The 25,469-nt window shown below is 56.3% G+C and carries 23 protein-coding genes; 7 read left to right on the forward strand and 16 right to left on the reverse strand.

Annotation, left to right across the window (positions count from 1 at the left end; translation table 11 throughout):
* The first annotated feature begins 93 nt into the window (after positions 1–93).
* Genes AC2FJW_RS03990 through AC2FJW_RS04015 form a run of 6 tightly spaced genes read left to right on the forward strand, consistent with a single transcriptional unit; the run spans position 94 to position 7,309 of the window.
* A complete protein-coding gene (locus AC2FJW_RS03990) occupies positions 94–1,677 on the forward strand; it encodes an ABC transporter substrate-binding protein (RefSeq protein WP_496749275.1) in 1,584 nt (527 codons plus the stop codon).
* A 57-nt stretch (positions 1,678–1,734) separates the two neighbouring features.
* Positions 1,735–2,676, forward strand: a complete 942-nt coding sequence (locus tag AC2FJW_RS03995) for an ABC transporter permease (RefSeq protein ID WP_496749276.1) — start codon at positions 1,735–1,737, stop codon at positions 2,674–2,676.
* The gene (locus AC2FJW_RS04000) at positions 2,673–3,530 is read left to right on the forward strand and encodes an ABC transporter permease (RefSeq protein WP_496749277.1); all 858 of its coding nucleotides are present in this window, start codon (positions 2,673–2,675) and stop codon (positions 3,528–3,530) included. Before AC2FJW_RS03995 ends, AC2FJW_RS04000 begins: the two co-directional genes overlap by 4 nt.
* A 2-nt stretch (positions 3,531–3,532) precedes the next feature.
* Positions 3,533–4,525 (forward strand): ABC transporter ATP-binding protein, encoded by a 993-nt coding sequence (locus tag AC2FJW_RS04005; protein WP_496749278.1) that lies wholly within the window; start codon positions 3,533–3,535, stop codon positions 4,523–4,525.
* Complete coding sequence (locus AC2FJW_RS04010) at positions 4,522–5,517, forward strand: ABC transporter ATP-binding protein (protein ID WP_496749279.1); 996 nt, start codon at positions 4,522–4,524, stop codon at positions 5,515–5,517. The genes AC2FJW_RS04005 and AC2FJW_RS04010 overlap by 4 nt, the downstream gene beginning before the upstream one ends.
* Positions 5,510–7,309 (forward strand): aminopeptidase P family protein, encoded by a 1,800-nt coding sequence (locus AC2FJW_RS04015; protein WP_496749280.1) that lies wholly within the window; start codon positions 5,510–5,512, stop codon positions 7,307–7,309. The genes AC2FJW_RS04010 and AC2FJW_RS04015 overlap by 8 nt, the downstream gene beginning before the upstream one ends.
* A 15-nt stretch (positions 7,310–7,324) precedes the next feature.
* Here AC2FJW_RS04015 and AC2FJW_RS04020 read toward each other — a convergent pair whose 3' ends face one another.
* The 14 genes from AC2FJW_RS04020 to AC2FJW_RS04085 all read right to left on the reverse strand — a co-directional run bounded on the left by AC2FJW_RS04020 (position 7,325) and on the right by AC2FJW_RS04085 (position 20,621).
* Positions 7,325–7,687, reverse strand: coding sequence for a hypothetical protein (locus tag AC2FJW_RS04020; RefSeq protein ID WP_496749281.1), 363 nt, complete (start codon positions 7,685–7,687; stop codon positions 7,325–7,327).
* Positions 7,688–8,146: 459 nt separating this feature from the next.
* Complete coding sequence (locus tag AC2FJW_RS04025) at positions 8,147–8,542, reverse strand: RidA family protein (RefSeq protein ID WP_142637805.1); 396 nt, start codon at positions 8,540–8,542, stop codon at positions 8,147–8,149.
* The gene (locus AC2FJW_RS04030) at positions 8,539–8,946 is read right to left on the reverse strand and encodes an acyl-CoA thioesterase (protein WP_142637803.1); all 408 of its coding nucleotides are present in this window, start codon (positions 8,944–8,946) and stop codon (positions 8,539–8,541) included. Before AC2FJW_RS04030 ends, AC2FJW_RS04025 begins: the two co-directional genes overlap by 4 nt.
* Positions 8,946–9,632, reverse strand: a complete 687-nt coding sequence (locus tag AC2FJW_RS04035; RefSeq protein ID WP_496749282.1) for an ABC transporter ATP-binding protein — start codon at positions 9,630–9,632, stop codon at positions 8,946–8,948. The genes AC2FJW_RS04030 and AC2FJW_RS04035 overlap by 1 nt, the downstream gene beginning before the upstream one ends.
* Positions 9,629–10,378, reverse strand: a complete 750-nt coding sequence (locus AC2FJW_RS04040) for an ABC transporter ATP-binding protein (protein ID WP_282027717.1) — start codon at positions 10,376–10,378, stop codon at positions 9,629–9,631. The genes AC2FJW_RS04035 and AC2FJW_RS04040 overlap by 4 nt, the downstream gene beginning before the upstream one ends.
* Positions 10,371–11,351: a branched-chain amino acid ABC transporter permease gene (locus AC2FJW_RS04045; protein WP_271950103.1), complete on the reverse strand. Its 981-nt coding sequence runs from the start codon at positions 11,349–11,351 to the stop codon at positions 10,371–10,373. The genes AC2FJW_RS04040 and AC2FJW_RS04045 overlap by 8 nt, the downstream gene beginning before the upstream one ends.
* 2 nt (positions 11,352–11,353) lie before the next feature.
* Positions 11,354–12,274, reverse strand: a complete 921-nt coding sequence (locus tag AC2FJW_RS04050) for a branched-chain amino acid ABC transporter permease (RefSeq protein ID WP_496749283.1) — start codon at positions 12,272–12,274, stop codon at positions 11,354–11,356.
* A gap of 52 nt (positions 12,275–12,326) precedes the next feature.
* On the reverse strand, positions 12,327–13,457 hold the full coding sequence (locus AC2FJW_RS04055; protein ID WP_282027718.1) for an ABC transporter substrate-binding protein: 1,131 nt from the start codon (positions 13,455–13,457) through the stop codon (positions 12,327–12,329).
* A 126-nt stretch (positions 13,458–13,583) separates the two neighbouring features.
* Entirely contained in the window at positions 13,584–15,194 is a 1,611-nt protein-coding gene (locus tag AC2FJW_RS04060; protein WP_496749284.1) for an AMP-binding protein, read from the reverse strand.
* Positions 15,194–16,345 (reverse strand): acyl-CoA dehydrogenase family protein, encoded by a 1,152-nt coding sequence (locus tag AC2FJW_RS04065; protein WP_496749285.1) that lies wholly within the window; start codon positions 16,343–16,345, stop codon positions 15,194–15,196. Before AC2FJW_RS04065 ends, AC2FJW_RS04060 begins: the two co-directional genes overlap by 1 nt.
* Positions 16,345–17,145, reverse strand: a complete 801-nt coding sequence (locus AC2FJW_RS04070; RefSeq protein WP_496749286.1) for an enoyl-CoA hydratase family protein — start codon at positions 17,143–17,145, stop codon at positions 16,345–16,347. The genes AC2FJW_RS04065 and AC2FJW_RS04070 overlap by 1 nt, the downstream gene beginning before the upstream one ends.
* Positions 17,135–17,602, reverse strand: a complete 468-nt coding sequence (locus tag AC2FJW_RS04075) for a MarR family winged helix-turn-helix transcriptional regulator (protein WP_142637787.1) — start codon at positions 17,600–17,602, stop codon at positions 17,135–17,137. The genes AC2FJW_RS04070 and AC2FJW_RS04075 overlap by 11 nt, the downstream gene beginning before the upstream one ends.
* Positions 17,599–18,330, reverse strand: a complete 732-nt coding sequence (locus AC2FJW_RS04080; RefSeq protein ID WP_496749287.1) for an SDR family NAD(P)-dependent oxidoreductase — start codon at positions 18,328–18,330, stop codon at positions 17,599–17,601. The genes AC2FJW_RS04075 and AC2FJW_RS04080 overlap by 4 nt, the downstream gene beginning before the upstream one ends.
* Positions 18,327–20,621, reverse strand: a complete 2,295-nt coding sequence (locus tag AC2FJW_RS04085; protein WP_496749288.1) for a bifunctional salicylyl-CoA 5-hydroxylase/oxidoreductase — start codon at positions 20,619–20,621, stop codon at positions 18,327–18,329. Before AC2FJW_RS04085 ends, AC2FJW_RS04080 begins: the two co-directional genes overlap by 4 nt.
* Positions 20,622–20,884: 263 nt before the next feature.
* Between AC2FJW_RS04085 and AC2FJW_RS04090 the strand changes: the two genes are divergently transcribed.
* Positions 20,885–21,904 carry a LacI family DNA-binding transcriptional regulator gene (locus AC2FJW_RS04090; RefSeq protein WP_142637781.1) on the forward strand — a complete coding sequence of 340 codons (1,020 nt, stop codon included), beginning with the start codon at positions 20,885–20,887 and terminating at the stop codon, positions 21,902–21,904.
* A gap of 2 nt (positions 21,905–21,906) precedes the next feature.
* Here AC2FJW_RS04090 and AC2FJW_RS04095 read toward each other — a convergent pair whose 3' ends face one another.
* Together AC2FJW_RS04095 and AC2FJW_RS04100 are read right to left on the reverse strand one after the other, a co-directional pair.
* On the reverse strand, positions 21,907–22,878 hold the full coding sequence (locus AC2FJW_RS04095) for a LysR family transcriptional regulator (RefSeq protein WP_271949993.1): 972 nt from the start codon (positions 22,876–22,878) through the stop codon (positions 21,907–21,909).
* An 88-nt stretch (positions 22,879–22,966) separates the two neighbouring features.
* The gene (locus AC2FJW_RS04100) at positions 22,967–25,402 is read right to left on the reverse strand and encodes a GcvT family protein (RefSeq protein WP_496749289.1); all 2,436 of its coding nucleotides are present in this window, start codon (positions 25,400–25,402) and stop codon (positions 22,967–22,969) included.
* Positions 25,403–25,469 lie beyond the last annotated feature (67 nt).

The following is a 25,469-nucleotide window of genomic DNA, read 5'->3' on the forward strand; positions in this document are numbered from 1 at the left end:
CATTTTTCACACACTACTAAAAAAAGCTTTAGTATTGTTAAGAATCGGGTATGGTCGCCCCGAGCATGAATTCATTCTGCGGGAGGACTAATTATGAAATTGAAGACGGTTTTGGGACTAACCGTTGCCGCCACCCTGGCCATGCCTGCTTTGGCACAGGAAAGAGGCGGCACACTCAACTTTGCACGCTATGACGGGTCGCGCCTGATTGATCCGATCTATGCGGATCGCAACCCTGATATCTGGATGGTCGGCAGCCTGTTCGACACCCTGCTGCGCAGCAGTGCCGACGGCAATTCCGTCGAACCCGGCCTTGCTGAGACCTATACAGTCTCTGACGATGGTAAAACGGTTTCGCTGACCCTGCGCGAGGGGATCAAATTCGCAAACGGTACGCCCATGTCAGGTGACGATGTAGTCTTTTCCCTCGACCGAGCGCGCAATCCCGACCTGAGCCCCTGGGCTGGCTTGCTGGGTTCGATCGACGCGGTTACCGCAGATGGAAACGCGATCACGGTTGCCCTTGGCAGCCCGGATCCAACCATCCTGTCCATGCTGGCCACATTCAACACGGCAATCGTGTCCAAAGCGGCCTTTGAGGCCGCAGAAGGTGCAACAGATCAGGAAAAATCCGCTGCGATATTTGCCGCCACAGCCGCCGGAGTAGGCTCTGGCCCCTTCTATCTGTGTGGCTTTGAACAAGGTGCATCGATGGATTTCTGCGCCAATGAAAACTATTGGCGCATGGGCGCAGACGACAAAGCTCTGCCGTATCTGGATGCCGTACATTTTGAGATCATCCCGGATGACGCAACCCGCATCCTGAGTTTGCAGGCCGGAGAAGTTGATGCCGCAGAATTCATCCCGTTCAGCCGTGTGGCCGAGCTGGAGCAGGATTCCAACATCAACATGAACCTCTATCCGTCGACGCGGATCATCTATTCGCCAATCAATACGCGCGATAACCGAGCCGATGGTTCTGCAAACCCACTGGCCGACGCCCGCGTCCGGCAGGCGCTGAACTATGGCACCAACAAAGAAGCGTTGATCGGGCTGGTACTGCATGGCGCGGGTCAACCGATGAGCTCGCCTTTGATGGCCAAGGCTACCCAATATGCCGCCGACATGACCCCGCTCTATGGCTATGACGTGGACAAGGCCAAGGCATTGTTGGCTGAGGCCGGGTTTGCCGATGGAACCGAAATCACCTTTACCACGCTGGCAGGTTCTGCGGACGATGCAACCATCTTTGCGGCGCTTCAGCAGATGTGGGCTCCTCTGGGCGTCGATCTTGTGGTCGAGCAAGTGGACGGCGCAACACGCGGCGCAAAGAACCGATCAGGTGAGTTTGACATTCACACCTATGGCTGGGTCAACGATGTAAATGATCCCAGCCAGGTGGTGGGCTGGCTGGGCCACACACCCACGGCCAAGGCAGTAGGAACCGGCTGGGAAAACGCCGAGTTTAACACCCTGTTCGACGAAGCCGCCGGTGAAATGGACGCCGAGGCGCGCAAAGCGAAATTCGCCCGAATGCAAGAGCTCTATGCCGAGGCAGCCCCCCTGCTGTTCATGTATGAGACGCCCTTTGCCGTTGCTGTTGGCTCGGCTGTCGAAGGCTATGTCCAGACCCCTCTGGGCAACAATATCTTCGATCAAGCAACCGTCAGCCGCTAAGGTAAGACCCCTGGTCCCGCCGCTTTCAGGCGGCGGGACAAATTTGCGGAGCTCGCTTTGTCCAGCCTGTCCTATATCTTCAAACGACTCCTGATGATGATCCCGACCTTTTTCCTGGTCATGATCATTATTTTTCTTCTTGTTCGATTGCTACCGGGGGACCCTGCCATTGCGATGGCCGGTGATCGTGCCTCGGACGCCGACATCCAGGCCATCCGTGAACGGCTTGGGTTGACCGAACCTATGCTGGTGCAATTCTGGCTGTTCCTGACCAACACCGTGCAGGGCGATCTGGGTCGGTCCATCCTGATGCGCTCGGATGTGATCAATGTGATTTCTGACCGGCTTCCTATCACTGTCTTCCTGACCGTGTATTCGGTGATTTTGTCGCTGCTGATTGCCGGTCCGCTGGCCTTTGTTGCCGCGCTCAACCGGGGGCGCTGGCCTGATGCTGTGATCCGCACTGTCTTTCAGATCGGGCTGTCGATGCCGGTGTTCTATATTGGCCTCGTACTGTTGACCTTTCTGGCAGCACAGCTGCGCCTGTTTCCGGTCGGAGGATATGGCGACACCTTTACCGAACGGCTCTATCACCTGTTCCTGCCTTCAGTGACCGTAGCGCTTTACACCTCGGCCATCATCATGCGGAACCTGCGCAGCGCGATTATCGAGGTTCTGGACGCCGAATATGTCCAGTTCGCGCGTGCCAAAGGCCTGCCGCCTCGTTTGGTTCTGGGTCGCCACGTCCTGCGCAATGCGCTGATTTCGACGGTAACCCTGCTGGGCCTGTCCATCGGCAATCTGATGAGCGGGACATTGGTCACCGAAACCGTATTCGCCGTGCCCGGAATGGGGCGCCTGATGCTCGAGGCTATCTTTGCCCGCGACTACCCCCTGATTCAGGGGCTGACCCTGACATTTGCTGTTCTGGTTTCCGTGGTTTTCCTGATGACCGACCTGTTTCAGAGTCGCCTTGACCCAAGGATGCGCCTGCAATGAGTGACGCGACCTTCAACAGCACCTCGCAGCGCCCCACCTTCATGCAGCGGGCCTTGCGCAAACCTGGGTTCGTGGCCGGGTGCATCATCATCGGGTTTTCGGTGCTGCTTGCCCTGTTTCCCGGCGTATTCGCGCCCTATGACCCAAGCGCAATCGACTATCTGGCCCTGCGCCAACCACCATCCTGGGCACATCCGTTCGGCACAGATCTGTTAGGGCGCGACAGCCTATCCCGCGTCATCTGGGCCTATCAGGTCAACATGCAGATGGCAATTTTCGGGACTGTATTCGCATTGGTCACTGGTATAACTGTTGGCGCGCTGGTCGGGTATTATCGCGGCATCGCGGACATGATCTTTGGCCGCATCGTTGACGCTGTAATCACCTTTCCTTTCCTGGTTCTTGTCATTGCCGTGGTTGCGGTTCTAGGGCCGGGCCTGATCAACATGTATATCGCGATTTCAGTTGTTTACTGGGTCTATTATGCGCGCCTGATGCGGGCCGAGGTAATCGCTCAAATGGGGAATGACTATGCCGCGGCCGGGGTGGTGATGGGATATTCCGACAGCCGCATCATCTTCCGCCACCTGCTGCCAAACGCGATAACACCGGTTATTGTCTATTGGATGACTGACATGGCGCTGGTGATCTTGCTGGGGTCATCCCTTGGCTATCTGGGGTTGGGGGCGCAACCACCGCAGGCCGAATGGGGCGTGCTGATCGCCGAAGGGCGCAACTTTATCTCGACCGCCTGGTGGCTGAGCCTGATGCCCGGCATCGCCATCGTTCTGACCGGCCTTGGCTTTTCGCTTTTGGGCGATGGGCTTGCCGATCTGCTGAGACCGCGGGGATAGCGATGCAGGATCAAACGAAACTTCTAGAAGTAACCGGGCTAAGCACAACCTTTCACAAGAACGGTCGCGCGCTGCCTGCGCTGCGCGATGTCAGTTTCGGCGTGAACCGGGGTGAAGTTTTGGGGCTGGTCGGCGAAAGCGGGTCGGGCAAGAGCGTCACGTTGCGCTCGATCATGGGGCTGGCGCGCCGCTATGGCGACGTGACCGGCCAGGTGCGCTGGAATGGACGCGATCTGATATCCATGTCAGACAGGGCTCTTCGTCGGTTTCAGGGTCGCGAAATCGCGATGATTTTTCAGGAACCTATGACTTCGCTGAACCCTCTGCTGACTGTCGGACTGCAACTGGAAGAGACCCTGCGTGCCCATACCGACCTGCCCCGCGCCGCGCGCTTGGATCGGGCAATCGAAATGCTGGACCTTGTCGGCATTCCCTCGGCAGCGCAACGCTTGAAGGATTATCCTCACCAATTTTCCGGCGGAATGCGCCAGCGGGTCATGATCGCAATAGCGCTTGCCGCAGAACCCAAACTGTTGCTGGCGGATGAACCCACCACAGCTCTGGACGTGACCATTCAGGCCCAGATCCTCGATCTGATCCTGCGACTGGCGCAGGATATGGATATGGGGGTTGTGCTGGTCACCCATGATCTTGGCGTGGTTGCCCAGACTTGCGACAACGTGGCCGTTATGTATGCGGGGCGGATCGTCGAACAAGGGCCGGTCCGCGATGTGCTGCGGGCACCGCATCACCCCTACACTGTGGGTCTGATGCGGTCTGTGCCCGAAAACATCGCTCCTCGCACGCCGCTATATTCTGTTCCCGGAGTGCCGCCCGCACTGGATGCCCTGCCTGCCGGATGCGCGTTTGCACCGCGCTGTGCCGCATGCATAGACGCCTGCGCGCAAGAGCGCCCAGCGATGACCCTGATCACCGATCAAAGACAGGTCGCCTGTTTCAACCCGATAACCAAAACCCAAGGGAACGCCGCATGACTGCCCTGATGCAAATCCGCGACCTGCATCTGCGGTTCCCAATGGGCCGCAGCATCGGCGATGTCATTTCGCGGCGTCCTGGTCGCGAAGTACGGGCGCTGAATGGTGTCAGCCTAGATCTGACCCGCGGCGAAACTCTGGGTGTCGTCGGAGAGTCCGGGTGTGGAAAGTCCACACTAGCCCGGTGTATCGTGCGCCTTCATAAGCCCAGCGACGGTTCAATCCACTTTGAAGGTCAGGACATATTCGACGGCGAAATCAAAGCTGACCGCACCTATAACCGCCGGGTTCAGATGATGTTCCAGGACCCCTATTCATCGCTCAATCCCCGGATGACGACGGGGCAAATTCTGGCCGAAGCCCTGAGCGTTCACAACATGTGCCCAGAAGCAGAAATTCCCGACCGTGTGGCCGAGTTGCTTGATCTGGTCCGCCTTCCGAAGGACGCGCAAGACAAGCTGCCGCACGAATTCTCCGGAGGTCAGCGTCAGCGGATCGCCATTGCGCGCGCATTGGCGGTCGAACCCGAAGTTCTGATTGCGGACGAACTGGTCTCGGCACTAGATGTTTCGGTTCAGGCGCAGGTGGTAAACCTGTTGCTGGACCTGCAGCGGGAACTTGATCTGACAATCCTGTTTGTGGCCCATGACCTGCGGCTTGTCCGTCATGTTTCAAACCGGGTCGCGGTAATCTACCTTGGGCGGATTGTTGAAATCGGCGACAGCGAAACCTTGTTTTCCGCCCCCTCCCACCCTTACAGCCAAGCTCTGCTTTCAGCCGCCCCTTCGCTGAACCCCGACAACCGGGGCACCGTCAAGCGGCTTGAGGGAGAGCTGCCTTCACCGCTGAACATGCCCTCAGGGTGCCCATTCCATGTCCGGTGCCCTCACGCCAGCAACATATGCAAAGCCAAAGTGCCTGCCCTGCTGCCTTTTGAAAATCGTGGCGAGGTCGCCTGTCACCATGTTGAAGAGATAAATGCCGATGCTTGATGCCCCCGGAACCGACCGATCCGCGATTGTTTCGGCCTTGCGCGCAGAGCTTAAAGCACAAGGTCTGGATGCCTTTATCGTGCCCCGCTACGACGCACATCAGGGCGAATATGTTGCCCCTCATGATGAACGCCTCGCCTTTGTAACTGGCTTCAGCGGCTCGGCAGGCATGGCCATCGTCACACCCGAAACTGTCGCTTTATTTGTCGATGGCCGCTATGTGGTGCAGGCTGCAAACCAGTGTGCCGAGGCTGTTTTCTCGCACCATCATCTGTTTAACGAGCCGCCCGAATACTGGCTGGCCGCCGTTGCACAGAAAGGATGGAAAATCGGCTTTGACTCTATGCACCTACCGCCGGTCTGGTTTGACCGATTTGAGCACGGGCTGGAAGGCAGCGGTGCCGCGATGGTAGCGACAGCTTCAAATCCGGTCGATGCAATCTGGACCGACCAACCCGCTGCCCCCCAAGGACAGATCGAGCCATTTCCACTTCAGTTTTCGGGCCGGGCGGCGGGTGAAAAGATCTCGGATCTGGCCACTGAGCTAACACGCCGAGAGGCCGGCTTGCTGGTGGAAACTCAGCCCGACAACATCGCCTGGCTGCTTAATGTGCGTGGCTCAGACGTGGCTTTCAACCCTGTTCCCAACTCTTTCCTTCTGTTGCAAAGCTCGGGCCAAGTGCACTGGTTCGTGTCTGATCAAAAACTGGATGCCGATGTCACTGACCACATGCCGGAAAATGTTTCGGTTCAGGCGCCGGATGGTTTTCTGTCTACACTCAGTGATCTCACAGCGCCCGGCCAGGCTGTGATTTTCGACCCCGATTTTTCGCCGACGGCGGTCAAACAAGTGCTGGAGCGTATCGGAGCGAAGGGCGTGCCGGTCAACGGATTGTTAAGCAAAACCAAAGCCCGCAAGAATACAACGGAACTGGAAGGGTTGCGCGCTTGCCATATCCGGGACGGGATCGCCTGGACCGAATTCTGCGCCTGGCTGGCGGCTCAGGTACAGAAACAGGCTGAACCGGTGACCGAGCGTGAAGCAGAACAGCGGGTATTGGCCTTCCGCCGCGCTCAGGATGGGTTCATCCACGAAAGCTTCAACACAATCTCGGCCGCCGATGGCAATGCCGCGATGTGCCATTACGCGACCGAGGCCGACAATACCGTTCCGATCCAACCGCGGGGCACATACCTGCTGGATTCCGGGGGGCAGTACGACACCGGCACAACGGATGCCACGCGCAGCTTTTCGTTCGGGCCTCAGCGGCCTGATGGATATGACCGGGCCTATACCGCAGTGTTCAAGGCCTTTCACGCTCTGGCCACGCTGCGCTTTCCTGCAGGCACACAGGGCCATCACATTGATGCAATCTGTCGCCGCCCGCTGTGGGATCTGGGATTGGATTATGACCACGGTACGGGTCATGGAATTGGCCACCGGTTGTCTGTCCATGAACATCCGCAGCGCATTGGCAAACCTTACAACCCGGTCGACCTGATGCCTGGCATGGTTATGTCGATCGAGCCGGGATATTACGAGGCCGGCAGGTTCGGCATTCGCATCGAAAACCTGTTCGAAATTGTCGAGGCAGATGACGGATTTCTGGAGTTCTCGAACATGACCTGGATCCCGATCCAGACGGATATGTTGATGCCAGATATGCTGAACCAGTCAGAAATTGACTGGATCAATGACTATCATGCCAAGGTTCTCAGACAGGTCGGGCCGCATCTTTCGCCTCTGGCCCTTAGATGGGCCCAGACGGCCTGTGCAACGCTGACCAAATAAACCAGAGTTTTGCCATCAGACCACCGTTCGAGGCGTCTTTCCGGCAAATACCGGCTGGACCGGGGCACCCTGATATTCGCCTGCGTTATCCAACCAGTCCAGAAACAGGCGCGTGTTTCCAACGATGTAAGGGACAAAGCCGAAATCCGGTCGATTACCAGCCAGCTTTTGAACCACTGAACCCGTTTGCAACACGAAGATCGCGCCCCCTACCACAACGGCGGCGCTGATTGTGGGCGAGGCTGCGATCTCATGGCTTTGGGTTCCGGCCACCCAAAGAGCAAATGCCAGACGCGTCATCGCCACCGTATCCGTGACGCGGCGCAAGCCTGGAAGGAAATAGGTGGATAGAGCCGTCGCGCATACAATGACAGCCATATAGATCAGGCCGATAACAACCGGGACGGGCAATCCGAAACGCGTTGCCTCTATATGTGAGTAAAGAGTGAAACCTGAGGCAAAAGCCAGAGCCGCAATCAGCGACAACCGCCGTCTTTCGAGACTTAGATGCCTTGTGACTCTATTCACTGCGTCGACCCTCATGTTTTGTTGAGGATCTGTTTGAAATATGAATTTGTGATTGATCTGACGAAATAGCGGCGGAAGTTTGTCTTTGTCTCCCTTCACCATTCAATCGGTCGCCCAAATGACTTGGTTACGCCCTGCACGTTGGCCTTTTAACTCTGGTACGAGTAAAAAATCCAGCGCGGTTCAGGCCGCTGCAACCCGCTTCGGCGGCCCTGTGATTTCAGAAAAGAGGTTTGGCAGAATTCTCACCTCCTATGGTGAAAATCGCTCATGTTCATTCCGCTGGGTCGGTTTCAATGTCGCTTGCCTTCAGGATAAATGTGCTGTCGCTTCAATTTCCAACAAGGCCTCGTCTTCGACCAAACCCGCCACGATGATCATTGACATCGCAGGAAAATGCCTGCCGAAAACCTCACGATAGGCCGCCCCAACTTCGGCTTGCAGAGACAGATATTCGCGTTTGTCAGTTACGAACCAGGTCAGGCGGGTCACATCGCGGGCCGAGCCACCAGCGGCCTCGACAATATCAACGATATTCTGCAGCGCCTGTTTCATCTGTCCGATGAACCCGCCGCTGACAAATTTCTTATTCGCGTCCCATCCTATTTGCCCGCCGATATGTAACGTTCCATCTTTGGTCAAAACGCCATTGGCATATCCTTTGGCAGGCAACCAGCCGTCGGGGTGAATTGTCTTGTGGCTCATAGCGCGTCGTCCCTGAATGCCTCGAGTTTTTTACGGATGTCTGCGGGCCAGGCCGTTGGACCGCCCTTTGAATCTACATGAACAAGCGTTGCTACGCTTGTCAGTCGCTCCTCTTGCGCACAACTGGCTACGACCGAGTATTCGGCTGAACTGCGTCCGATCTTTGTGATCTTCATCCGGAATATCAAATGGTCACCGTGACGGCTGGGCGCTGAAAATCGGGTTTGTATCTGTGCGGTAGGCACTGCGCCAACAGGATGAATCTCTTCAAACGGTTTGCATAGCACTTGATCGAAATAGGTCTCAACGCAATCATTGATCATCTCGAAATAGCGCGGGAAAAAGACAATCCCCGCCGGGTCGCAATGTTTGAACAGAACCTTTTGGTGGAATTCAAAAGTCATCAGACCCCCACATATTTTTCTGTGATGTCATGACCGAGATCCACCATCGCGCCAGACCAGACTGTTTTACCGCGCTCAAGAATGACCGCGCGGTCAGACACCAGCGCCAACTCTTTCAGAGACTTGTCGATCAACAGGATCGAAACATTGGTTTCCTGTTTCAGGCGATGCAAGACCGACCAGATTTCCTGTCGCACGATCGGAGCCAGCCCTTCGGTTGCTTCATCGAGGATCAAGAGCTGGGGATTTGTCATCAGGGCGCGCCCAATAGCCAGCATCTGTTGTTCTCCGCCGGATAGTGAGGCTGCCCTTTGGCCCTGACGTTCCTCTAGCCGTGGGAACAGTTCAGCCACCTTCTGCAATGTCCAGTCACCGGGTCTGGCAGCGGCGATCAGATTCTCGCGCACCGTCAGGTCGGCAAAGCACCGGCGCCCCTCGGGTACCAGCCCGACACCAAGACGCGCGACCTTATAGCTGGGCAAAGCGTGCAGATTCTGATTGTTCAGCGACAGGGTGCCCTCGGACCGGATCATCCGGCAAATGGCTTTGACAGTCGTGGTCTTGCCCATCCCATTGCGCCCCATAAGGGCTGTAACCTCGCCCTGCGCCAGAGAAAGATCGACACCAAATAAAGCCTGACTGACGCCGTATGTCGCGGTCAGGTTTTCTACCCGCAACAAAGTCATGCCTCATCCCCCAGATAGGCATCGCGCACCTCACGGCTTGCGCGGATTTCATCTGCCGTCCCGGTTGCAATCACCTTGCCATAGACCAATACGCTGATCCGATCAGCCAGCGCAAAAACGGCGTCCATATCATGTTCAACAAGCAAGATGGGCGCCTCTTCCCGCAGACCGTCAAGAAACCCGGTCAACCGTTTGGACCCTCCAGCGCCAAGCCCGGCCATCGGTTCATCCATGACAAAGACCCTAGGTGACAAAGTCAAAGCCACGGCGACTTCAAGCTGGCGGCGTTGACCATGGCTGAGATTTGCGCAACGCGTTTCGCGTTCATCGCCCAGGCCCACCCTTTCCAGCGCAGCCTCGGCCCTTTCGAGCAGCTCTGGCCGTTTCAAGGCAGGTTTCCAGAACCGCCATACGAGGTTTTCCGCACCCATGGCGCTCAACACGACGTTTTCCAGAACCGTATCTTCCATGCACAGTTCCGATATCTGGAACGTCCGCCCCATCCCTGCCCTTGCCCGCTTTTGCGTGCCAAGGTCCGACACATCCTGTCCGCACAGCAAAACACGCCCCGAATCCGGTTGCAAACCTCCGCAAATCTGCTGGATCAACGTGGATTTTCCCGCTCCATTCGGACCAATGATGGCGTGGATCTCTCCCGGCCTGAGATCAATCGAGACGTTATCCGTTGCCTTTAACGCACCAAAGCTTTTGTTCAGACTCTCGGTGGCAAGGACGGGATCAGACATGTGCCCCCTCTTTCCCGGTTAGCAGCCCAATCAGGCCACCGCGACCAAACAGAACGATGCACAGCAGAACAATACCCAAATATACATGCCAGAAATCGGTTAGTTCACCCAGAAAATGCTCGAGCGCGACAAACACGCAAGCCCCAATTACCGGACCCATCAGGCGTCCGACACCTCCGATGATTATCAGCACAATCAATTCGCCCGAAAGCTGCCAACTGAACATAGACGGCGAAACGAACCGGTTGAGATCGGCAAACAGCGCCCCGGCCAGACCAGTGACAGCGCCGGACAGAACAAAGGCCAGAAGTTTCAGCCGCATGGGGTTCAATCCCACGGTCTCGACCCGCGCCGTAGATTGCCGCGTCGCATTAAGAGCCAGCCCGAATGGCGCGGCTTGCATCCGCGCAAACAGGAACAGGACGAGACATAGCAGCGCGAAACAGATGCCGTAAAACTGGATCGGATCCAATGTGTTGAGGCCGGGAAAACCGTTGCGAACATAGATGGATAATCCGTCTTCGCCCCCGTATTGCGCCCAAGAAATCGCGAAGTAGTAAAACATCTGTCCGAAGGCCAGCGTAATCATGATGAAATAAACGCCTGACGTTCTTAGGGACAGAAGACCGACGAAAAAGGCAGCAATGCCCGAAGTAAGCATCGCAACTATCCAGATCACGGGCATGGATTTACTGCCTTCGATAGAAATCAAGCCCAGATCCAGTGCAGTGTAGGTCTGCGCGTGATAGGTCAGAATGCCCATCGCATAGCCGCCGATCCCGAAGAAAACAGCATGGCCAAAGCTGACCAACCCCCCAATTCCCAGAATGACATTCAGACCAACCGCTGCAAGCGCCAAGATCACCGCCCGCGTCACAAGCGTGATTGTGAAGGGCTGGTCCGCGGCCAGCGCCCAAAGGGGCAGCGCCAGCAGGCCGGCGATCATCAGGCCATTGATGTATCTTTCATTCATTCTCATGCGCGGGCTCCGAACAGACCTGTTGGGCGCCAGATCAGGACCAGTCCCATCAGGACATAGATTCCCATTGATGCCAGAGCCGAGCCGCTTTTCTGAGCCGCTCCCGGTTCCATGAACAGTTTGAACAGTTCGGGCAGAAAAACCCCGCCCAGCGTGTCGGTCAGCCCAACCAACAGCGCCCCGATGAACGCCCCCCGAACCGAGCCTATGCCACCGATTACGATAACCACGAAGGCCAGGATCAGAACAGGTTCACCCATGCCCACCTGTACCGACTGAATTGCCCCAACCAAAGCACCGGCAAGCCCCGCCAGCGCCGCACCTAATGCAAAGACCAACGTGTAAAGTTTCGAGATGTCGACGCCCAGTGCGGCAATCATTTCCCGGTCGTTCTTACCGGCCCGTATCTGCACACCCAAACGCGTGCGTTCGATCAGGGCCCACAAACCCACTGCAACAGCAAGACCAATCCCGATCAGGGTTAGGCGATAGAGGGGATATTCGATCCCGCCCTGCAGCGTGATCGGACCCGAAAGTGCCGCTGGAATATCCAAGAACAATGGGAAAGACCCAAAGACCCACCTTGTCCCTTCGGAAAAGATCAGGATCAGTGCAAAGGTGGCCAGAACCTGATCCAAATGTGGTGCCTGATAAAGCCGCCGGATAACGAGCATTTCTACGATCACCCCTGCCAGTGCGGCCGCAGCCAGAGCAGCAATCAGAGCAAGCAGAAATGACCCGGTCGCCCCTGCAACTGCTGCAGCGGCAAATGCACCCACCATGTACAAAGAGCCATGGGCCAGGTTGATCAGGCCCATCACCCCGAAGATCAGCGTCAGGCCAGCAGCCATCAAAAACAACATGACGCCGAACTGCAGCCCGTTCAGGATCTGCTCGATAATCAGGATCGAGGACATGGAAACTCCGGTGATCTGCCCGCCCCACTTTTAGGGGCAGGCAGAAATTCAGTTACATTTTGCACTCGGCGGCGTAGGCATCAGAGTGGTTTTCAAGAGCTACGCCAAGGATCTTATTGGTAAATACATCACCTTCTTTGATCACTTCGCGCGCATAGATGGTCTGAACCGGATGATGGTTCGGGCCAAAGCTGAAATCCCCTCGTGTGCTGTTGAAGTCCGCCGCCCTCAGCGCTTCGCGGAAGGCATCCGCATCTGACGGGTCAGCCTTGTTAAGCGCGGCAAGCAACAGGTTGGCGGTATCGAATCCCTGACTGGCGTAAAGCGAGGGCAGACGTCCGTATTCTGCCTGAAAGCTTTCAACAAAAGCAGCGTTGGTCGGGTTGTCGATATCCTTGTTCCACTGCGAAGTGTTCACCACGCCCAGAGCTGCATCGCCTACCGCCTGCAGAATGCCCTGATCAAAGCTGAAGGCTGGGCCAACAACTGGAAGATCGATCCCGCTGTCGGCATATTGCTTCAGAAACGAAATCCCCATCCCGCCGGGCAGGAAGAAAAAGACGCTATCCGCATCGCTTGCGCGGATTTGCGCGATTTCAGCTGCATAATCGGTCTGGCCAAGCTCGGTATAGATCTCACCGGCCAGATCACCTTCGAAAAAGCGTTTATAGCCAGTCAGCGCGTCGACACCCGCCGGGTAATTCGGAGCAAGTATGAAGCTGCTCTTGTAACCCGCACCATTGGCGTATGCGCCCGCGGCCTCGTGCAGGTTGTCGTTCTGCCAGGCGACGTTGAAATAGTTCTGGTGACAGCCCTTCCCCGCCAGAGGTGACGGGCCCGCATTGGGTGACAGATAGAAAACGTCCTGGTTCACGGCTGCTGGCACAACCGCCATCGCCAGGTTTGACCAGATGATACCGGTCATCACATCTACACGTTCGGATTGGATCATCTTGTCTGACAGCTGTACCGCGATATCCGGTTTGCGCTGGTCGTCTTCGATCACCACCTCGATATCATCCCGCCCCGATTGAGCAATCGCAAGCATGAACCCATCCCGTACGTCGATGCCCAAACCGGCCCCGCCGCCTGAAAGCGTTGTGATCATCCCCACCTTAACTTCCGCTGTAACACCCGTCGCGCACAGCGCGGTGATCGCTGCAGCCGCCAATAGTCTCTTCATCGTCTTCTCCCTTCGTTGGCCCTATGAACGCGATTTATGTCATTATTCTCAACGTTCGGTCTATGCCTTTGGCAATTCGGTCTTTTTCTTACATTCTTTCTTCCCGCTATATTCTACATACATTGATCATGATTTCAGGCGGAAACGCTGGATTTTTCCGGTCGCGGTTTTGGGCAAACCATCGCAGAACCGGATCGAGCGCGGGTATTTATACGGAGCAATCATAGATTTCACATGAGCCTGAAGGGCTTCGCGCATAGCGTCATCAGCCGTGCCTGAAGCCAGAACAATATGTGCTTGGACAATATGACCCCTTTCAGTATCTGGGACGCCGATCACCGCGCATTCCGCAACGACCTCATGCGCCAGAAGTGCGGCTTCGACTTCGGGTCCGGCTATGTTGTATCCGGCCGAGATAATCATGTCGTCATTGCGCGCAGAAAAATGAAAATACCCCTCTGCGTCCCGATAAAAGCTGTCACCAGTGATATTCCACCCATCTGTTACATAACCCGCCTGCCGCTTATCATTCAGATACCGGCACCCTGTCGGACCACGAACAGCTAGGCGTCCGATAACCCCAACTGCAGCTTCAGTACCGTCTGGGTTTAGTACTTTGGCCTCATATCCGGTAACCGGCCTGCCGGTACTGGCTGGGCGGTGATCGTCAAACCGGTTTGAAATAAAGATGTGCAACATCTCGGTCGCGCCGATCCCGTCGAGCATTGGTTTGCCTGTCTTGGAAATCCACTCGTCATAGATTGGCTGCGGCAAGGTCTCGCCAGCCGACACAGCCGCACGCAGACTAGACAGATCAACACCGTCATCCATCGCCTGCAGCATGACCCGATAGGCGGTTGGCGCAGTGAAACAGACAGTCGCTTTGTATTTTTCGATTATCTCGATCATGCCCGCAGGCGAGGCTTGTTCTAACAGGGTTGCAGTCGCGCCGAACCGCAACGGAAACACCGCCAAACCACCCAACCCGAATGTGAAGGCCAAAGGTGGAGAACCAACAAAAACGTCCTCTGGAACGACCTGCAACACCTCACGCGCATAGCTGTCGGCAATGATCAGAATATCTCTGTGAAAATGCATGGTGGCCTTGGGCTCACCTGTCGAGCCGGAGGTGAAACCCAACAAGGCCACGTCGTCGCGCCCGGTTTTAACGCAATCGAACTGTACCGGCTTTTCAAGTGCTAGACGATCAAGCTCGGCATCGTGGTTTGAAGTTCCGTCGAACCCGACGACCCGCTGCAGGAATCGGCTATCACTGGCGCAGGACTGCATTTCGTCGATCAGCCGGGTATCACATAATGCAAACTGGATTTCCGCCTTATTGACAGTTTTCGTCAGTTCTGCAGCGCGCAACATCGGCATAGTATTGACGACGACCGCACCCACCTTGGTTGCGGCAAGCCAGCACGCAACCATTGCCGGATTGTTAGCCGATCGGATCAGCACCCGGTTTCCCGGCTCGACCCCCAAGTCATCGACCAATACATGTGCCAGCCTGTTGGTCCAGTCGCTGAGCTCTTTATAAGTTCGTTGCCGACCATTGCCGATCAAAGCGGTATGATCACCAAAGCCCTTGGCAACCATGGCATCGGTCAGCTCATATGCTGCATTCACATGATCGGAATATGCAAAACCCACCAACAGGAAGTCGGGCCACTGATCCTGGGGGGGCAGGTTATCGCGGCTGAACGTGTCGATATGTGCAGACGGTCCAAGCATCACCTTCCCTCCATGTGCGCGGCCATCGTCTGACGTGCAATGATTACTTTTTGAACGTCCGAGGCGCCCTCGTAGATGCGCAAAGCACGGATTTCTCGGTACAGAGATTCAACCGCCATCCCAGAACGCACCCCGTCGCCACCAAACAACTGAACCGCCTTGTCGATAATCAACTGCGCCTGATCGGTAGCAAACAGCTTGGCCATCGCCGCCTCACGTGTAATGCGCGCGGCTCCGCTGTCCTTGGCCCACGCTGCCCGATAGATCAAAAGCGCCGAAGCATCGACATCTAATGCCATCTCGGCGATGTGCCCCTGCACCATCTGCAATTCAAACAACGGGGCGCCTTGCACCTGCCGTTCCGATACCCGTGTCAGCGCCTCATCCAGCGCGCGTCGTGCAAATCCCAGCGCAGCGGCGGCCACCGTCGGGCGGAACAGGTCCAGCACAGACATTGCAATACGAAATCCTGCGCCAGCTTGACCGATCATCGCGCTAGCCGGCACACGCACATCATTGAAACGCAATGTCGCCAATGGGTGTGGCGCGATTGTGTCCAGGCGCCCGACAACTTCGAAACCCTTCAGATCAGGAGTGATGATAAAAGCTGACAACCCTTTGGCCCCGGGTGCCTCGCCAGTACGGGCGAACAGGGTGTAGACATCTGCGATACCCCCGTTCGATATCCATGTCTTTTCACCGTTCAGGACAAAGTCGTTGCCATCACGGATAGCCGTCATTGTCGAATTTGCCACATCCGACCCCGATTGAGGTTCAGTCAATGCAAAGGCCGCGATAGCCTGACCAGAGCGCGTTTGCGGCAGCCAATGCGCCTTTTGGCCTTTTGAGCCGAACAACGAGATCGCACCGGTTCCAAGCCCCTGCATTGCAAAGGCGAAATCGGCCAACCCATCATGGCGGGCAAGTGTTTCACGGCTGAGGCACAGCGTCCTGACATCCAAATGGCCGCTTTCGTCCGAAGTAGGCTGCAGCAGCCCGGCGTCGCCCAGCTGACGGACCAGATCGCGACAAGCCTGGTCCGGGTCGCCATGGTCAATAGTCAGTCCCCGAGCAACCTCTTGCACCCGATCCGCCCAGCCCCGGTGATGAGGGTCAAAGAATGGCCACGAAAGAAAGCTCTGATCTGCCATCAATCGCCCTCGAATACTGGTTTGTCTTTTGCAACAAAGGCCTTGTAGGCGCGTTCAAAATCTCCGGTTTGCATACAGATCGCCTGGGCCTGCGCCTCTGCTTCGATTGCCTGTTCGATCGACATAGACCACTCCTGCGCCAGCATGGTCTTGGTCATCATATGCGCAAAATTGGGGCCTGCCACGATACGGTCAGCCAGAGATTGCGCGGTAGCGTCAAGCTCGGATGGATCAACCACCGCATTGTAGAACCCCCAGGAAAGCCCCTCATCAGCGGTCATGCTGCGTCCGGTATAGAGCAGTTCGGCCGTACGCCCCTGCCCGATGATACGGGGCAGGATGGCGCAGGCCCCCATATCGCACCCTGCCAGCCCCACCCGCGTGAACAGGAATGCACATTTGGCCTGCGGGGTGGCGATACGCAAATCCGCAGCCATAGCGATGATGGCCCCGGCCCCCACGCAAATACCGTCCACCGCAGCAATCACCGGCTTGCCACAATTCACAATCGCCTTGACGAGATCTCCGGTCATTCGCGTGAAGAGCAACAGGTCCTTCATCTTCATGCGCGTTAGCGGACCGATGATATCGTGCACATCGCCGCCCGAGCTGAAATTGCCACCATTTGAGGTGAACACCACTGCATCTACCTCTTCTGAATAGACCAGATCCCTGAACCAATCACGTAGTTCGGCATAGCTGTCGAAGGTCAAAGGGTTCTTACGCTCTGGTCGGTTCAGTGCAATCGTTGCAACCCGGTTCCGGATTTCGCAGCGAAAATGTTTGACGTCACTGGCCATCGATTTCCTCCGAAATAGTGAGTTCGGTTGTCAGAGTGCGGGCGTCCTCGGCGGAAAACTGGCCAAGCATATCGGATATCCACGCCTCATGCGCCGCGGCCTGACGTGCGAATTCCTCGCATCCTTTTTGTGTCATGCGTACGCGATGGGCACGACGATCCCCAGGCACAGGTACGCGCACTAGCAGGCCGTCATCAGCCAGCCGATCCACGATTCCGGTCACATTCCCGTTCGAAACGCGCAGCGCACCCGAGATTTCGCTCATCTTCAGCCCATCTTCGAACCGCGACAGGGCTGCCATCACGTCAAAACGCGGCAGTGTCGTGTCAAACTCTACTCTGAGGTTCTCTCTTAGTGCCGCCTCGATGCCACGCGTGGTCTTGAGCAGCCGCAGCCATAACCGCAACCTCTCTTTGGATGGATCTTCCAATGGTGCTTGAAGCGGGTTTGGGTTCATATCTCGCCTCCGGACAGGCTAAGTGCGTGGCCATTGACTGAATTTGCCGCATCCGAGGACAACCACCTCACGGCACCTGCTACGTCTTCGACCTGGATGAAACGACCCTGTGGGTTTATCTTTTTCAGGCTTTTCACCGCATTTTCCGCGCTCATTCCCGTCTTCTCGACGATGTTCGCAATCGAGCGATCCAGCATCGGCGTTTCCACAAACCCCGGGCAAACCGCATTGACGGTGATGCCTGTCGCCGCAAGTTCGACCGCCAGAGACCGCGTCAGCCCGACCACCGCATGTTTTGTCGCACAATAGCCGGAAACATAAGGATAGCCCTTCAATCCGGCGGTGGACGCGATGGCAATCAGACGGCCCGTTCCAGCGGCTTGCATGTCAGGCAAAACCGCCTGCCAAAGATTGAAAACACCCACCAGATTCACATCCGTCAGGGTCCGCAGATCATCGGCTGTCATCCGATGAAACGGAAGCGAATGGGCCGCGCCGGCATTCGCAATCGCTATCGAAATCGGGCCGCGTTCTGCCCGTGCTGTTTCAATAGCAGCTCGGACTTGCTTGTCATCGGTCACATCACAAAGGACATACGGCAAGGCTTGCTGCTGCAGCTTGGCCTCTGTACGGCCCAAAATGGTAACGGCTGCTCCGCCATTCGCGAAATCTTGGGCTATAGCCGCACCAACACCGGTGCCGCCGCCAGTTATGACGACATGTTTCATACTTCACCCGCCGTTTCCGCCATGCGATCTGCCAGGCGCCAGGCCTGATCCCGTCCAGCCTCATAGGGGCGGGGCCAAGTTTCCTGCCGGTCCCCCAACGCCGTAGCCGCGTGCAAGGTCCAGTACGGATCGTCCAGATGAGGCCGGGCAAGGCACACCAGATCCGCACGACCGGCCATGAGAATCGAATTTACGTGATCGGCTTCATAGATGTTCCCCACCGCCATAGTACTGATGCCGCATTCGTTTCTAATGCGGTCCGCGAAAGGGGTCTGGAACATACGGCCGTAAACCGGGTTAGCATCGGTCGAAGTCTGCCCGGCGGAAACATCCACTATATCTGCACCCGCCGCATCGAACATCGCCGCTATATCCACAGCTTGTTGCGGCGTCACGCCAGTAGGTCCGACCCAGTCATTGGCAGAAATGCGCACCGCCATCGGCTTATCTTTGGGCCAGATCGACCGCATAGCTGAAAAAACTTCAAGCGGATAACGCATACGGTTTTCAAGACTGCCCCCATACATGTCGTCGCGCGTGTTCGACAAAGGAGAGATAAAGGACGAGATGAGGTAGCCATGCGCCGCATGCAGTTCGATCATGTCAAACCCAGCACGGTCTGCCATCCGGGTTGCGGTTACAAATTGGGACGTGACCCTATCCATATCTGCACGATCCATCGCGCTGGGCACAGCGTTACCGTCGGACCAAGGGATCGCCGAAGCTGATACCAAAGGCCAGTTTCCTTCCTTCAGCGGCTGGTCCATTCCTTCCCACCCGATGCAGGTTGAACCTTTGCGGCCCGAATGGCCGATTTGACAGCATATTTTGGCGTCGGTTTCCGCATGGACAAATTCGGTGAGTCGAGCCCATGCGGCCTCGTGTTCGGGCTCATAAAGCCCCGGGCATCCTGGGGTGATCCGGCCTTCGGCGCTGACACAGGTCATTTCGGTGTATACCAGCCCGGCGCCACCTTTGGCCCTTTCACCGTAATGGATCAGGTGCCAGTCAACCGGGCACCCATCAACCGCCTTGTACTGTGCCATGGGTGACACCACGATCCGGTTCTTCAACTGCATCCCCCGCAGGCGAAATGGCGCAAACATCGGGGGCCGGACCATACCATCAACCGCGCCCCCAGACTGTTGCATGAACCATGCCTCGGCATGCCCCAGCCAGTTGGCATCGCGTTGGCGCAGGTTCTCGTGGCTGATCCGCTGAGACCGTGTCAGCATCGCGTAATTCAACTGAACCGAATCCTGATCGAGGTAACGTTCGACATTCTCGAACCATTCGACCGAGTTCCGCGCTGCCGATTGCAGGCGCAACACTTCAAGACGACGCTCGTCCTCATACCGTGCAAAAGCCGCTTCAAGCGTATCTTCTTTATGGAGGAAGTCAGCCAGCGCTATAGCGCTTTCCAGTGCTAGCTTTGTTCCCGAGCCAATGGAAAAATGTGCGGTCGCTGCGGCATCTCCCAGCAATACCAGGTTTTTGTAACTCCATTTTTCGCACAAGACCCTAGGAAACCGCAGCCAGGCCGAGCCGCGGATATGACTGGCATTGCTCATCAAGGGATGGCCGCCCAAATGATCTTTGAAAATGTCTTCGCACAAAGCGATGGACTCTTGCTTGGTCATCTCACCGAACCCAAAAGCATCGAAGGTCTGTTGCGAGCATTCCACGATGAAAGTCGCCGTATCCCGGTCGAACTGATAGGCATGTGCCCAGACCCAGCCCTTTGGCGTTTCCTCAAAAATAAAGGTGAAGGCGTCGTCAAACTTCTGATGCGTTCCCAGCCAGACGAACTGACACCGTCGTTGGTCTATATCGGGTCGAAAAACATCTGCGAACTCGGCCCGTGACTTGGAGTTCAGCCCGTCCGAAGCCACAACGATGTCGTAGTTCATCATATAGTCCGAGGCTGATGCCGCCTCGGTCTCAAAGCGCATCTCGACACCAAGCTCGCGCGCTCGGTCTTGCAAAATGAGCAGCAGTTGCTTGCGTCCGATCCCGCAAAATCCGTGGCCACTGGACACGGTGCGCTGACCTTTATGCACAAGTGCTACGTCATCCCAATAGGCAAAGTGTTTACGTATCACCGCCGCGCTGGCTGCGTCATTGGCGGCAAGGTTATCCAGCGTCTCATCAGACAACACGACGCCCCAGCCAAATGTGTCATCCGGGCGGTTTCGCTCGATAACAACAACTTCGGCATCCGGATCGCGGAGCTTCATTGAAATCCCGAAATAGAGGCCAGCCGGCCCGCCGCCGAGACATGCAACACGCATCGTTACCTTCCCCCCATTCGCAGCTTTACCTGAAACGCTAGACCAGGTGGCTCATCCCTTCAAGTAAAAATATTTTATACTTGAAGTTTCTATATTCTGAATAACCACCCACAAAATCGCGACGGGTTGGTATTTTCCTGAGCCAAGCCAGCATCGGTTTGCCTGCGACAAAGCAATCAATCTCTGTAAGCGGTTACATTTCGCTTTCACCTGAACGGCGCAGAGCTTACACATATTTGCAAAATCAAATTTCAGGTTTGACAATGCCAAAGGCAAAAACTGCACCGACCCTGGAGGATGTTGCGAAACTCGCGGGCGTATCGACCGCCACGGTTTCACGTTGCCTCAATTCTCCGAGCCTGGTGGTGCAGGCTACGCGTGATCGGGTTCAGTCTGCCGTTGACGCTTTGGGATACACGCCAAATTTTGCCGCACGTGTTATGGCTGCCAGACGATCGCACACCATCGGCGCCATCATTCCCACCATGGAAAACGCGATCTTTGCGCGTGGACTTCAGGCCTTTCAGGAAGAGCTGCGCCAGCATGGCTATACCCTGCTTGTCTCTAGTTCGGCCTATCAGCCTGAGATCGAAGAAGAGCAGATACGCAACCTGGTCGCACGGGGGGCGGATGGGTTGCTGCTGATCGGGCATGATCGAGACTCGCGGATCTATGACTATCTCGCAAAGCGCAGGATTCCGGTTCTGATAGCGTGGTCGTTTCAGGCAGACGCACCAGTCCCTTCGGTCGGATTTGACAACCGTGCGGCCATGGCTGAACTGGCAAATCAAGTGATCAAGCTGGGTCACCGAACCCTGGGTATGATTTCTGGTGTCAGCACCGGAAACGACCGTGCCCGACTGAGGATCGAAGGGGTGCAAGAAGCAATGCGCCGCAACAACATCCCAAATGACCGGCTGACGATCGTAGAAACGCCATATGAAATCGAAAACGGGGCAGAGGCGTTTTCCCGTCTGATGTCTCGGCAAGATCGACCAACAGCGGTGCTGTGCGGGAACGATGTTCTGGCTATCGGTGCGTCGCGCCGGGCCAAGGAGATGGGGCTTAGAGTTCCTCAGGACGTCTCCGTCACAGGGTTCGACGATATCGAACTGGCGCAGATCACCGATCCAGGCTTGACGACCGTGCATGTCCCACATCGGGAAATGGGTCGACGGGCTGCGCTGGAACTGGTTGGATTGATCGAAAAGCCCACCGAAAGTTGCAATGTACAGTTGCGAACCAATTTGGTCGAACGCCAATCGCTGGGGCGCCCCGGCTGACTTCAGGCGGCCTCGTTCTCCATGGTGCGAAACTCACCTTTCAACCAGGCGTGACTTGCGCACATCGGGTCGGTAAAATGTTGACGAATAAGCTTTCCCATCGCTCTCTGGATTAGCTTCGAAGTGGTCTCGGGGTATACGTCGGTCGTGAATAAAGACACTGTTCTTACAAAGTTTCGGCCGGGAAATGGCACCACCCGAACTTGGTCGTGAAATCTGTGGGCCCTATGAAAACTTGCGGCCGTGGTGATGGTCCAACCGGTGCCTTCAGCGACCAATCCTATGATCGACTGATTGCATTCCAGTTCGAACCTGTTGGGCAGATCAAATTTACCTCGCCTGAGCTGTATCTCAATTTGCTTGCCGATCACGTAATCACGCGAATAGCGCAGCAACGGCAATTCTGCGTTTGATGAAAACATCTCCTCGGGCATGCCACTGAACGCTCCGGGCAAAACAACGATAAAAGGGTCGCGCATCAACGGGTATTCGATCAGGCCCTCGGTCCGTTCGAACGGTCGGGTCGCCACCCCTGCATCCAGCTTGTGTTCCTGTAACTTGGCAATGATCTCATGGCTGGGGCGTGTGAAATGCCGAAAACTGCAGCGCGGCAAAGCATGCGCAAGAAACCGAAACAAGTCTGGCGAGATTTGATTGTCGAAATCATCAATCAGTGCCAGCCTCAAATCCGTCGCATGGCGCCAGTTACCCGACCGGATCTCCGCCTCGGCCTTTTTCAAAACGATCAGCCCATCGCGGACATGGCGCGCATAGACTTCACCGGCAGGTGTCAGACCCATTGGACGACGCCCGTGATCCACCAAATCAATGCCCAATGCGGTCTCAAGGCTTCGTAGGTGATTGGAAACTGTGCTGATAGACAAACCGGTTTCCGATGCGACCTGTTGGATCGATCCTGACTTTGCGACCAACTGAAAAACTTCCAGCCAGCGGAGGCTTAGCGACTTTGGCACATTTACAGTCCGTTGTTTCGATTACATCAAAACTAGCGAAACAAAGAACGCCCCTCATTGCAATGAGGAACTTGCAAACCGTTCTGCGTCAAGCCCGGAGCCTGCTATGGTCCGGGTCATAGGGCGAAGGTGCGATCACCGTTGCGTTGACCCGTATTCCACAGTGATCCAACTCTATCTTGCACCCGATTTCTGCAAGTTGCGGATCGACAAATCCATGGGCAAGATTGAAGCCGGTGCGGTGCCCCCACTCGCCCGAGGTGATTGTCCCGACAACCGTGTCACCCAGCATCAGCGAAGCCCCGGCATGGGCAGATCCCTGTTCGCTTTCCAACCGGAGCGGCACGAGTTTTCTCCGCGGCCCATCAGCATCACGGTTCAGCAGGGCATCGCGCCCGATGAAGTCGCCCTTTTCCAACCTCACAAACCGACTCAGACCTGTTTCAAAAGGATCAAACTCGGTGATCAAATCAGCCTTCCAGTGCAGGAACGTTTTTTCCATCCGCATGGAGTCGATCGCCCGAGCGCCAAACAACTTGAGGCCGAAGCGCTCTCCAGCCCGCCGCAGCGCCAGATATGCGCTATAAAGCGAAGGGTTGGGAACATGGATTTCATATGCAAGTTCGCCAGAAAAACTTACCGCCATCACCGTTGCCGGAGCGAAGCCAACAAAGCACTCCCTGACGCTCAGCCATGGAAAAACTGCCGGGGACCAATCACCGCGCGCGCTGGACGCCAGCACATCACGTGATTTCGGGCCGGCAAGGATCAGAATGGTGTAGTCGTTGGTCAGACTGCGTAAATGCACGTCTTCATCAGGGTAGCGGTTATGCTTTAGCCAATCCATATCGTGGAATTCACTTGCCGCCGCCGAGCCATACCAGACCCGGGCAGGGCCGCGATCGCTGGCGGGCAGGTTCGCCACAGTCGCTTCGGCTTTGACCATCCCGTGATGGTTCAAAAGATAGCCCAGCCCAACCCTGCCGTCGCGGCGCGTGACAGCACCGCAAAACAGACGATCCAGAAAGGCATGCCGATCCGCGCCGGTAATCTCGATACGGTTGAAACCATTCACCTCGGACAACCCGACATTGGACTGAACATTTGCCACCTCGGCCCCGACCAGATCATAGGTTTCGTCAAAATCGAAACTGAGGGTCGGTTCAAAGCTTGGGTCAGGCTTGATGTAATCCACCCTTTCCCATCCGTTGACGACAGTGAATTCGGCGCCCTCGGCCGCTAGAACCGGGGTCAGCGCCGTGGTCTTGGCGGGCCTTCCTGCAGGGCGGTGTTCATGCGGGAGGTGAAAGCGGAATTCATTCTGGTAATCTTCAACTGCCTTTAGCGCCGTCAATTCCACATTTGCGTGGCCCGTGAACCGGCGCGGGTCCAGGCACCAGGTGTCATAACAGGCCTCTCCATGCACAATCTGCTGGGCCAACAGCCAACCATGGCCACCGCCCTCACCCAATCCAGCCCGCAGGCCGATGATACAGAAGGCGTTGCGCTTGCCCGGGATCGGCCCGACAAGTGGTGCACCATCAATCGTATAGGTTATCGGCCCGTTGACGACCGTGTGAATCCCGGCCTCTAACAGCGCAGGCATCCGAGCAAAAGCGCCTTCCAGTACGTCCGACACGCGGTCCAGATCGTCCGGGCAAAGCGCATTTACAAAATTTGGATCGATCCCGTCCATGCCCCAGGTCTTGCAGCCCTGTTCATAGAACCCCAGCAAGAGGCCGTTCTTTTCTTGTCGACAGTAGAAATCGCTGATCGGACATCGCAGCAAAGGCATTCGGTTGCCGGCATCGCGGATTGCAGGAATTTCTTCCGTCAGAAAATACTGATGCTCCATCGAGGCCACGGGGTGGTGCACCCCCATCAAGGCGCCCACTTCGTTTACACGATATCCGCAGGCATTCACCACGATGTCACAGTCGATATCACCGTATTCGGTCTGCACCGTCCAGGTTTCATCCTTGTGTTGGGTCAACCCGACAACCGGGGTATTCCGGTACACCTCGGCCCCGTCCAAACGTGCAGCCCGGGCCAACGCCTGACACAGCTGAGCCGGATCAATATCCCCGTCCAAAGGATCCCACAGCCCGCCAATTAGGTTTTCGGTCGAAATCAGAGGGTGCCGCCGGGCACATTCTTCGGCATCGATAACCTCGAATTGGACACCCATCCCCCGGGCCATCGACGCGAAGTGACGGTATCCCTGCATCTGCGCTTCGGTATTCGCCAGCCTGATCCCGCCATCGCCATGATGGTAGTTGATGGGATAGTCCGGGTTGGCCGCCAGATCTTGGTACAGCTTGATCGAATGGGATTTCAGCCCAACCATAGTCTGGTTGGTTCCGAAATTCGTCACCTGCGCGGCTGAATGCCAGGTGGTACCAGAGGTCAACTCGTTTCGTTCGACCAGGACGACATCTGCCCATCCTTCTTGCGTCAGGTGATACAGAGTTGAGCACCCTGCGATCCCGCCACCAATTACCACTACTTTTGTCCGCGACTTCATTGGCTTTGCTCCTCTGAACCCCAATAGGTTTTTGCTGAAAACGGGTCTTCGCAACAGCTTACGAATG

It is taken from the genome of Ruegeria sp. CDSA020 (assembly GCF_059612345.1).

Coding starts and splice junctions, on each gene's coding strand:
- AC2FJW_RS03990 (WP_496749275.1), top strand. CDS start 94: ATGAAATTGAAGACGGTTTTGGGACTAACCGTTGCCGCCACCCTGGCC.
- AC2FJW_RS04000 (WP_496749277.1), top strand. CDS start 2,673: ATGAGTGACGCGACCTTCAACAGCACCTCGCAGCGCCCCACCTTCATG.
- AC2FJW_RS04005 (WP_496749278.1), top strand. CDS start 3,533: ATGCAGGATCAAACGAAACTTCTAGAAGTAACCGGGCTAAGCACAACC.
- AC2FJW_RS04010 (WP_496749279.1), top strand. CDS start 4,522: ATGACTGCCCTGATGCAAATCCGCGACCTGCATCTGCGGTTCCCAATG.
- AC2FJW_RS04015 (WP_496749280.1), top strand. CDS start 5,510: ATGCTTGATGCCCCCGGAACCGACCGATCCGCGATTGTTTCGGCCTTG.
- AC2FJW_RS04020 (WP_496749281.1), bottom strand. CDS start 7,687: ATGGCTGTCATTGTATGCGCGACGGCTCTATCCACCTATTTCCTTCCA.
- AC2FJW_RS04025 (WP_142637805.1), bottom strand. CDS start 8,542: ATGAGCCACAAGACAATTCACCCCGACGGCTGGTTGCCTGCCAAAGGA.
- AC2FJW_RS04030 (WP_142637803.1), bottom strand. CDS start 8,946: ATGACTTTTGAATTCCACCAAAAGGTTCTGTTCAAACATTGCGACCCG.
- AC2FJW_RS04035 (WP_496749282.1), bottom strand. CDS start 9,632: ATGACTTTGTTGCGGGTAGAAAACCTGACCGCGACATACGGCGTCAGT.
- AC2FJW_RS04040 (WP_282027717.1), bottom strand. CDS start 10,378: ATGTCTGATCCCGTCCTTGCCACCGAGAGTCTGAACAAAAGCTTTGGT.
- AC2FJW_RS04045 (WP_271950103.1), bottom strand. CDS start 11,351: ATGAATGAAAGATACATCAATGGCCTGATGATCGCCGGCCTGCTGGCG.
- AC2FJW_RS04050 (WP_496749283.1), bottom strand. CDS start 12,274: ATGTCCTCGATCCTGATTATCGAGCAGATCCTGAACGGGCTGCAGTTC.
- AC2FJW_RS04055 (WP_282027718.1), bottom strand. CDS start 13,457: ATGAAGAGACTATTGGCGGCTGCAGCGATCACCGCGCTGTGCGCGACG.
- AC2FJW_RS04060 (WP_496749284.1), bottom strand. CDS start 15,194: ATGCTTGGACCGTCTGCACATATCGACACGTTCAGCCGCGATAACCTG.
- AC2FJW_RS04065 (WP_496749285.1), bottom strand. CDS start 16,345: ATGGCAGATCAGAGCTTTCTTTCGTGGCCATTCTTTGACCCTCATCAC.
- AC2FJW_RS04070 (WP_496749286.1), bottom strand. CDS start 17,145: ATGGCCAGTGACGTCAAACATTTTCGCTGCGAAATCCGGAACCGGGTT.
- AC2FJW_RS04075 (WP_142637787.1), bottom strand. CDS start 17,602: ATGAACCCAAACCCGCTTCAAGCACCATTGGAAGATCCATCCAAAGAG.
- AC2FJW_RS04080 (WP_496749287.1), bottom strand. CDS start 18,330: ATGAAACATGTCGTCATAACTGGCGGCGGCACCGGTGTTGGTGCGGCT.
- AC2FJW_RS04085 (WP_496749288.1), bottom strand. CDS start 20,621: ATGCGTGTTGCATGTCTCGGCGGCGGGCCGGCTGGCCTCTATTTCGGG.
- AC2FJW_RS04090 (WP_142637781.1), top strand. CDS start 20,885: ATGCCAAAGGCAAAAACTGCACCGACCCTGGAGGATGTTGCGAAACTC.
- AC2FJW_RS04100 (WP_496749289.1), bottom strand. CDS start 25,402: ATGAAGTCGCGGACAAAAGTAGTGGTAATTGGTGGCGGGATCGCAGGG.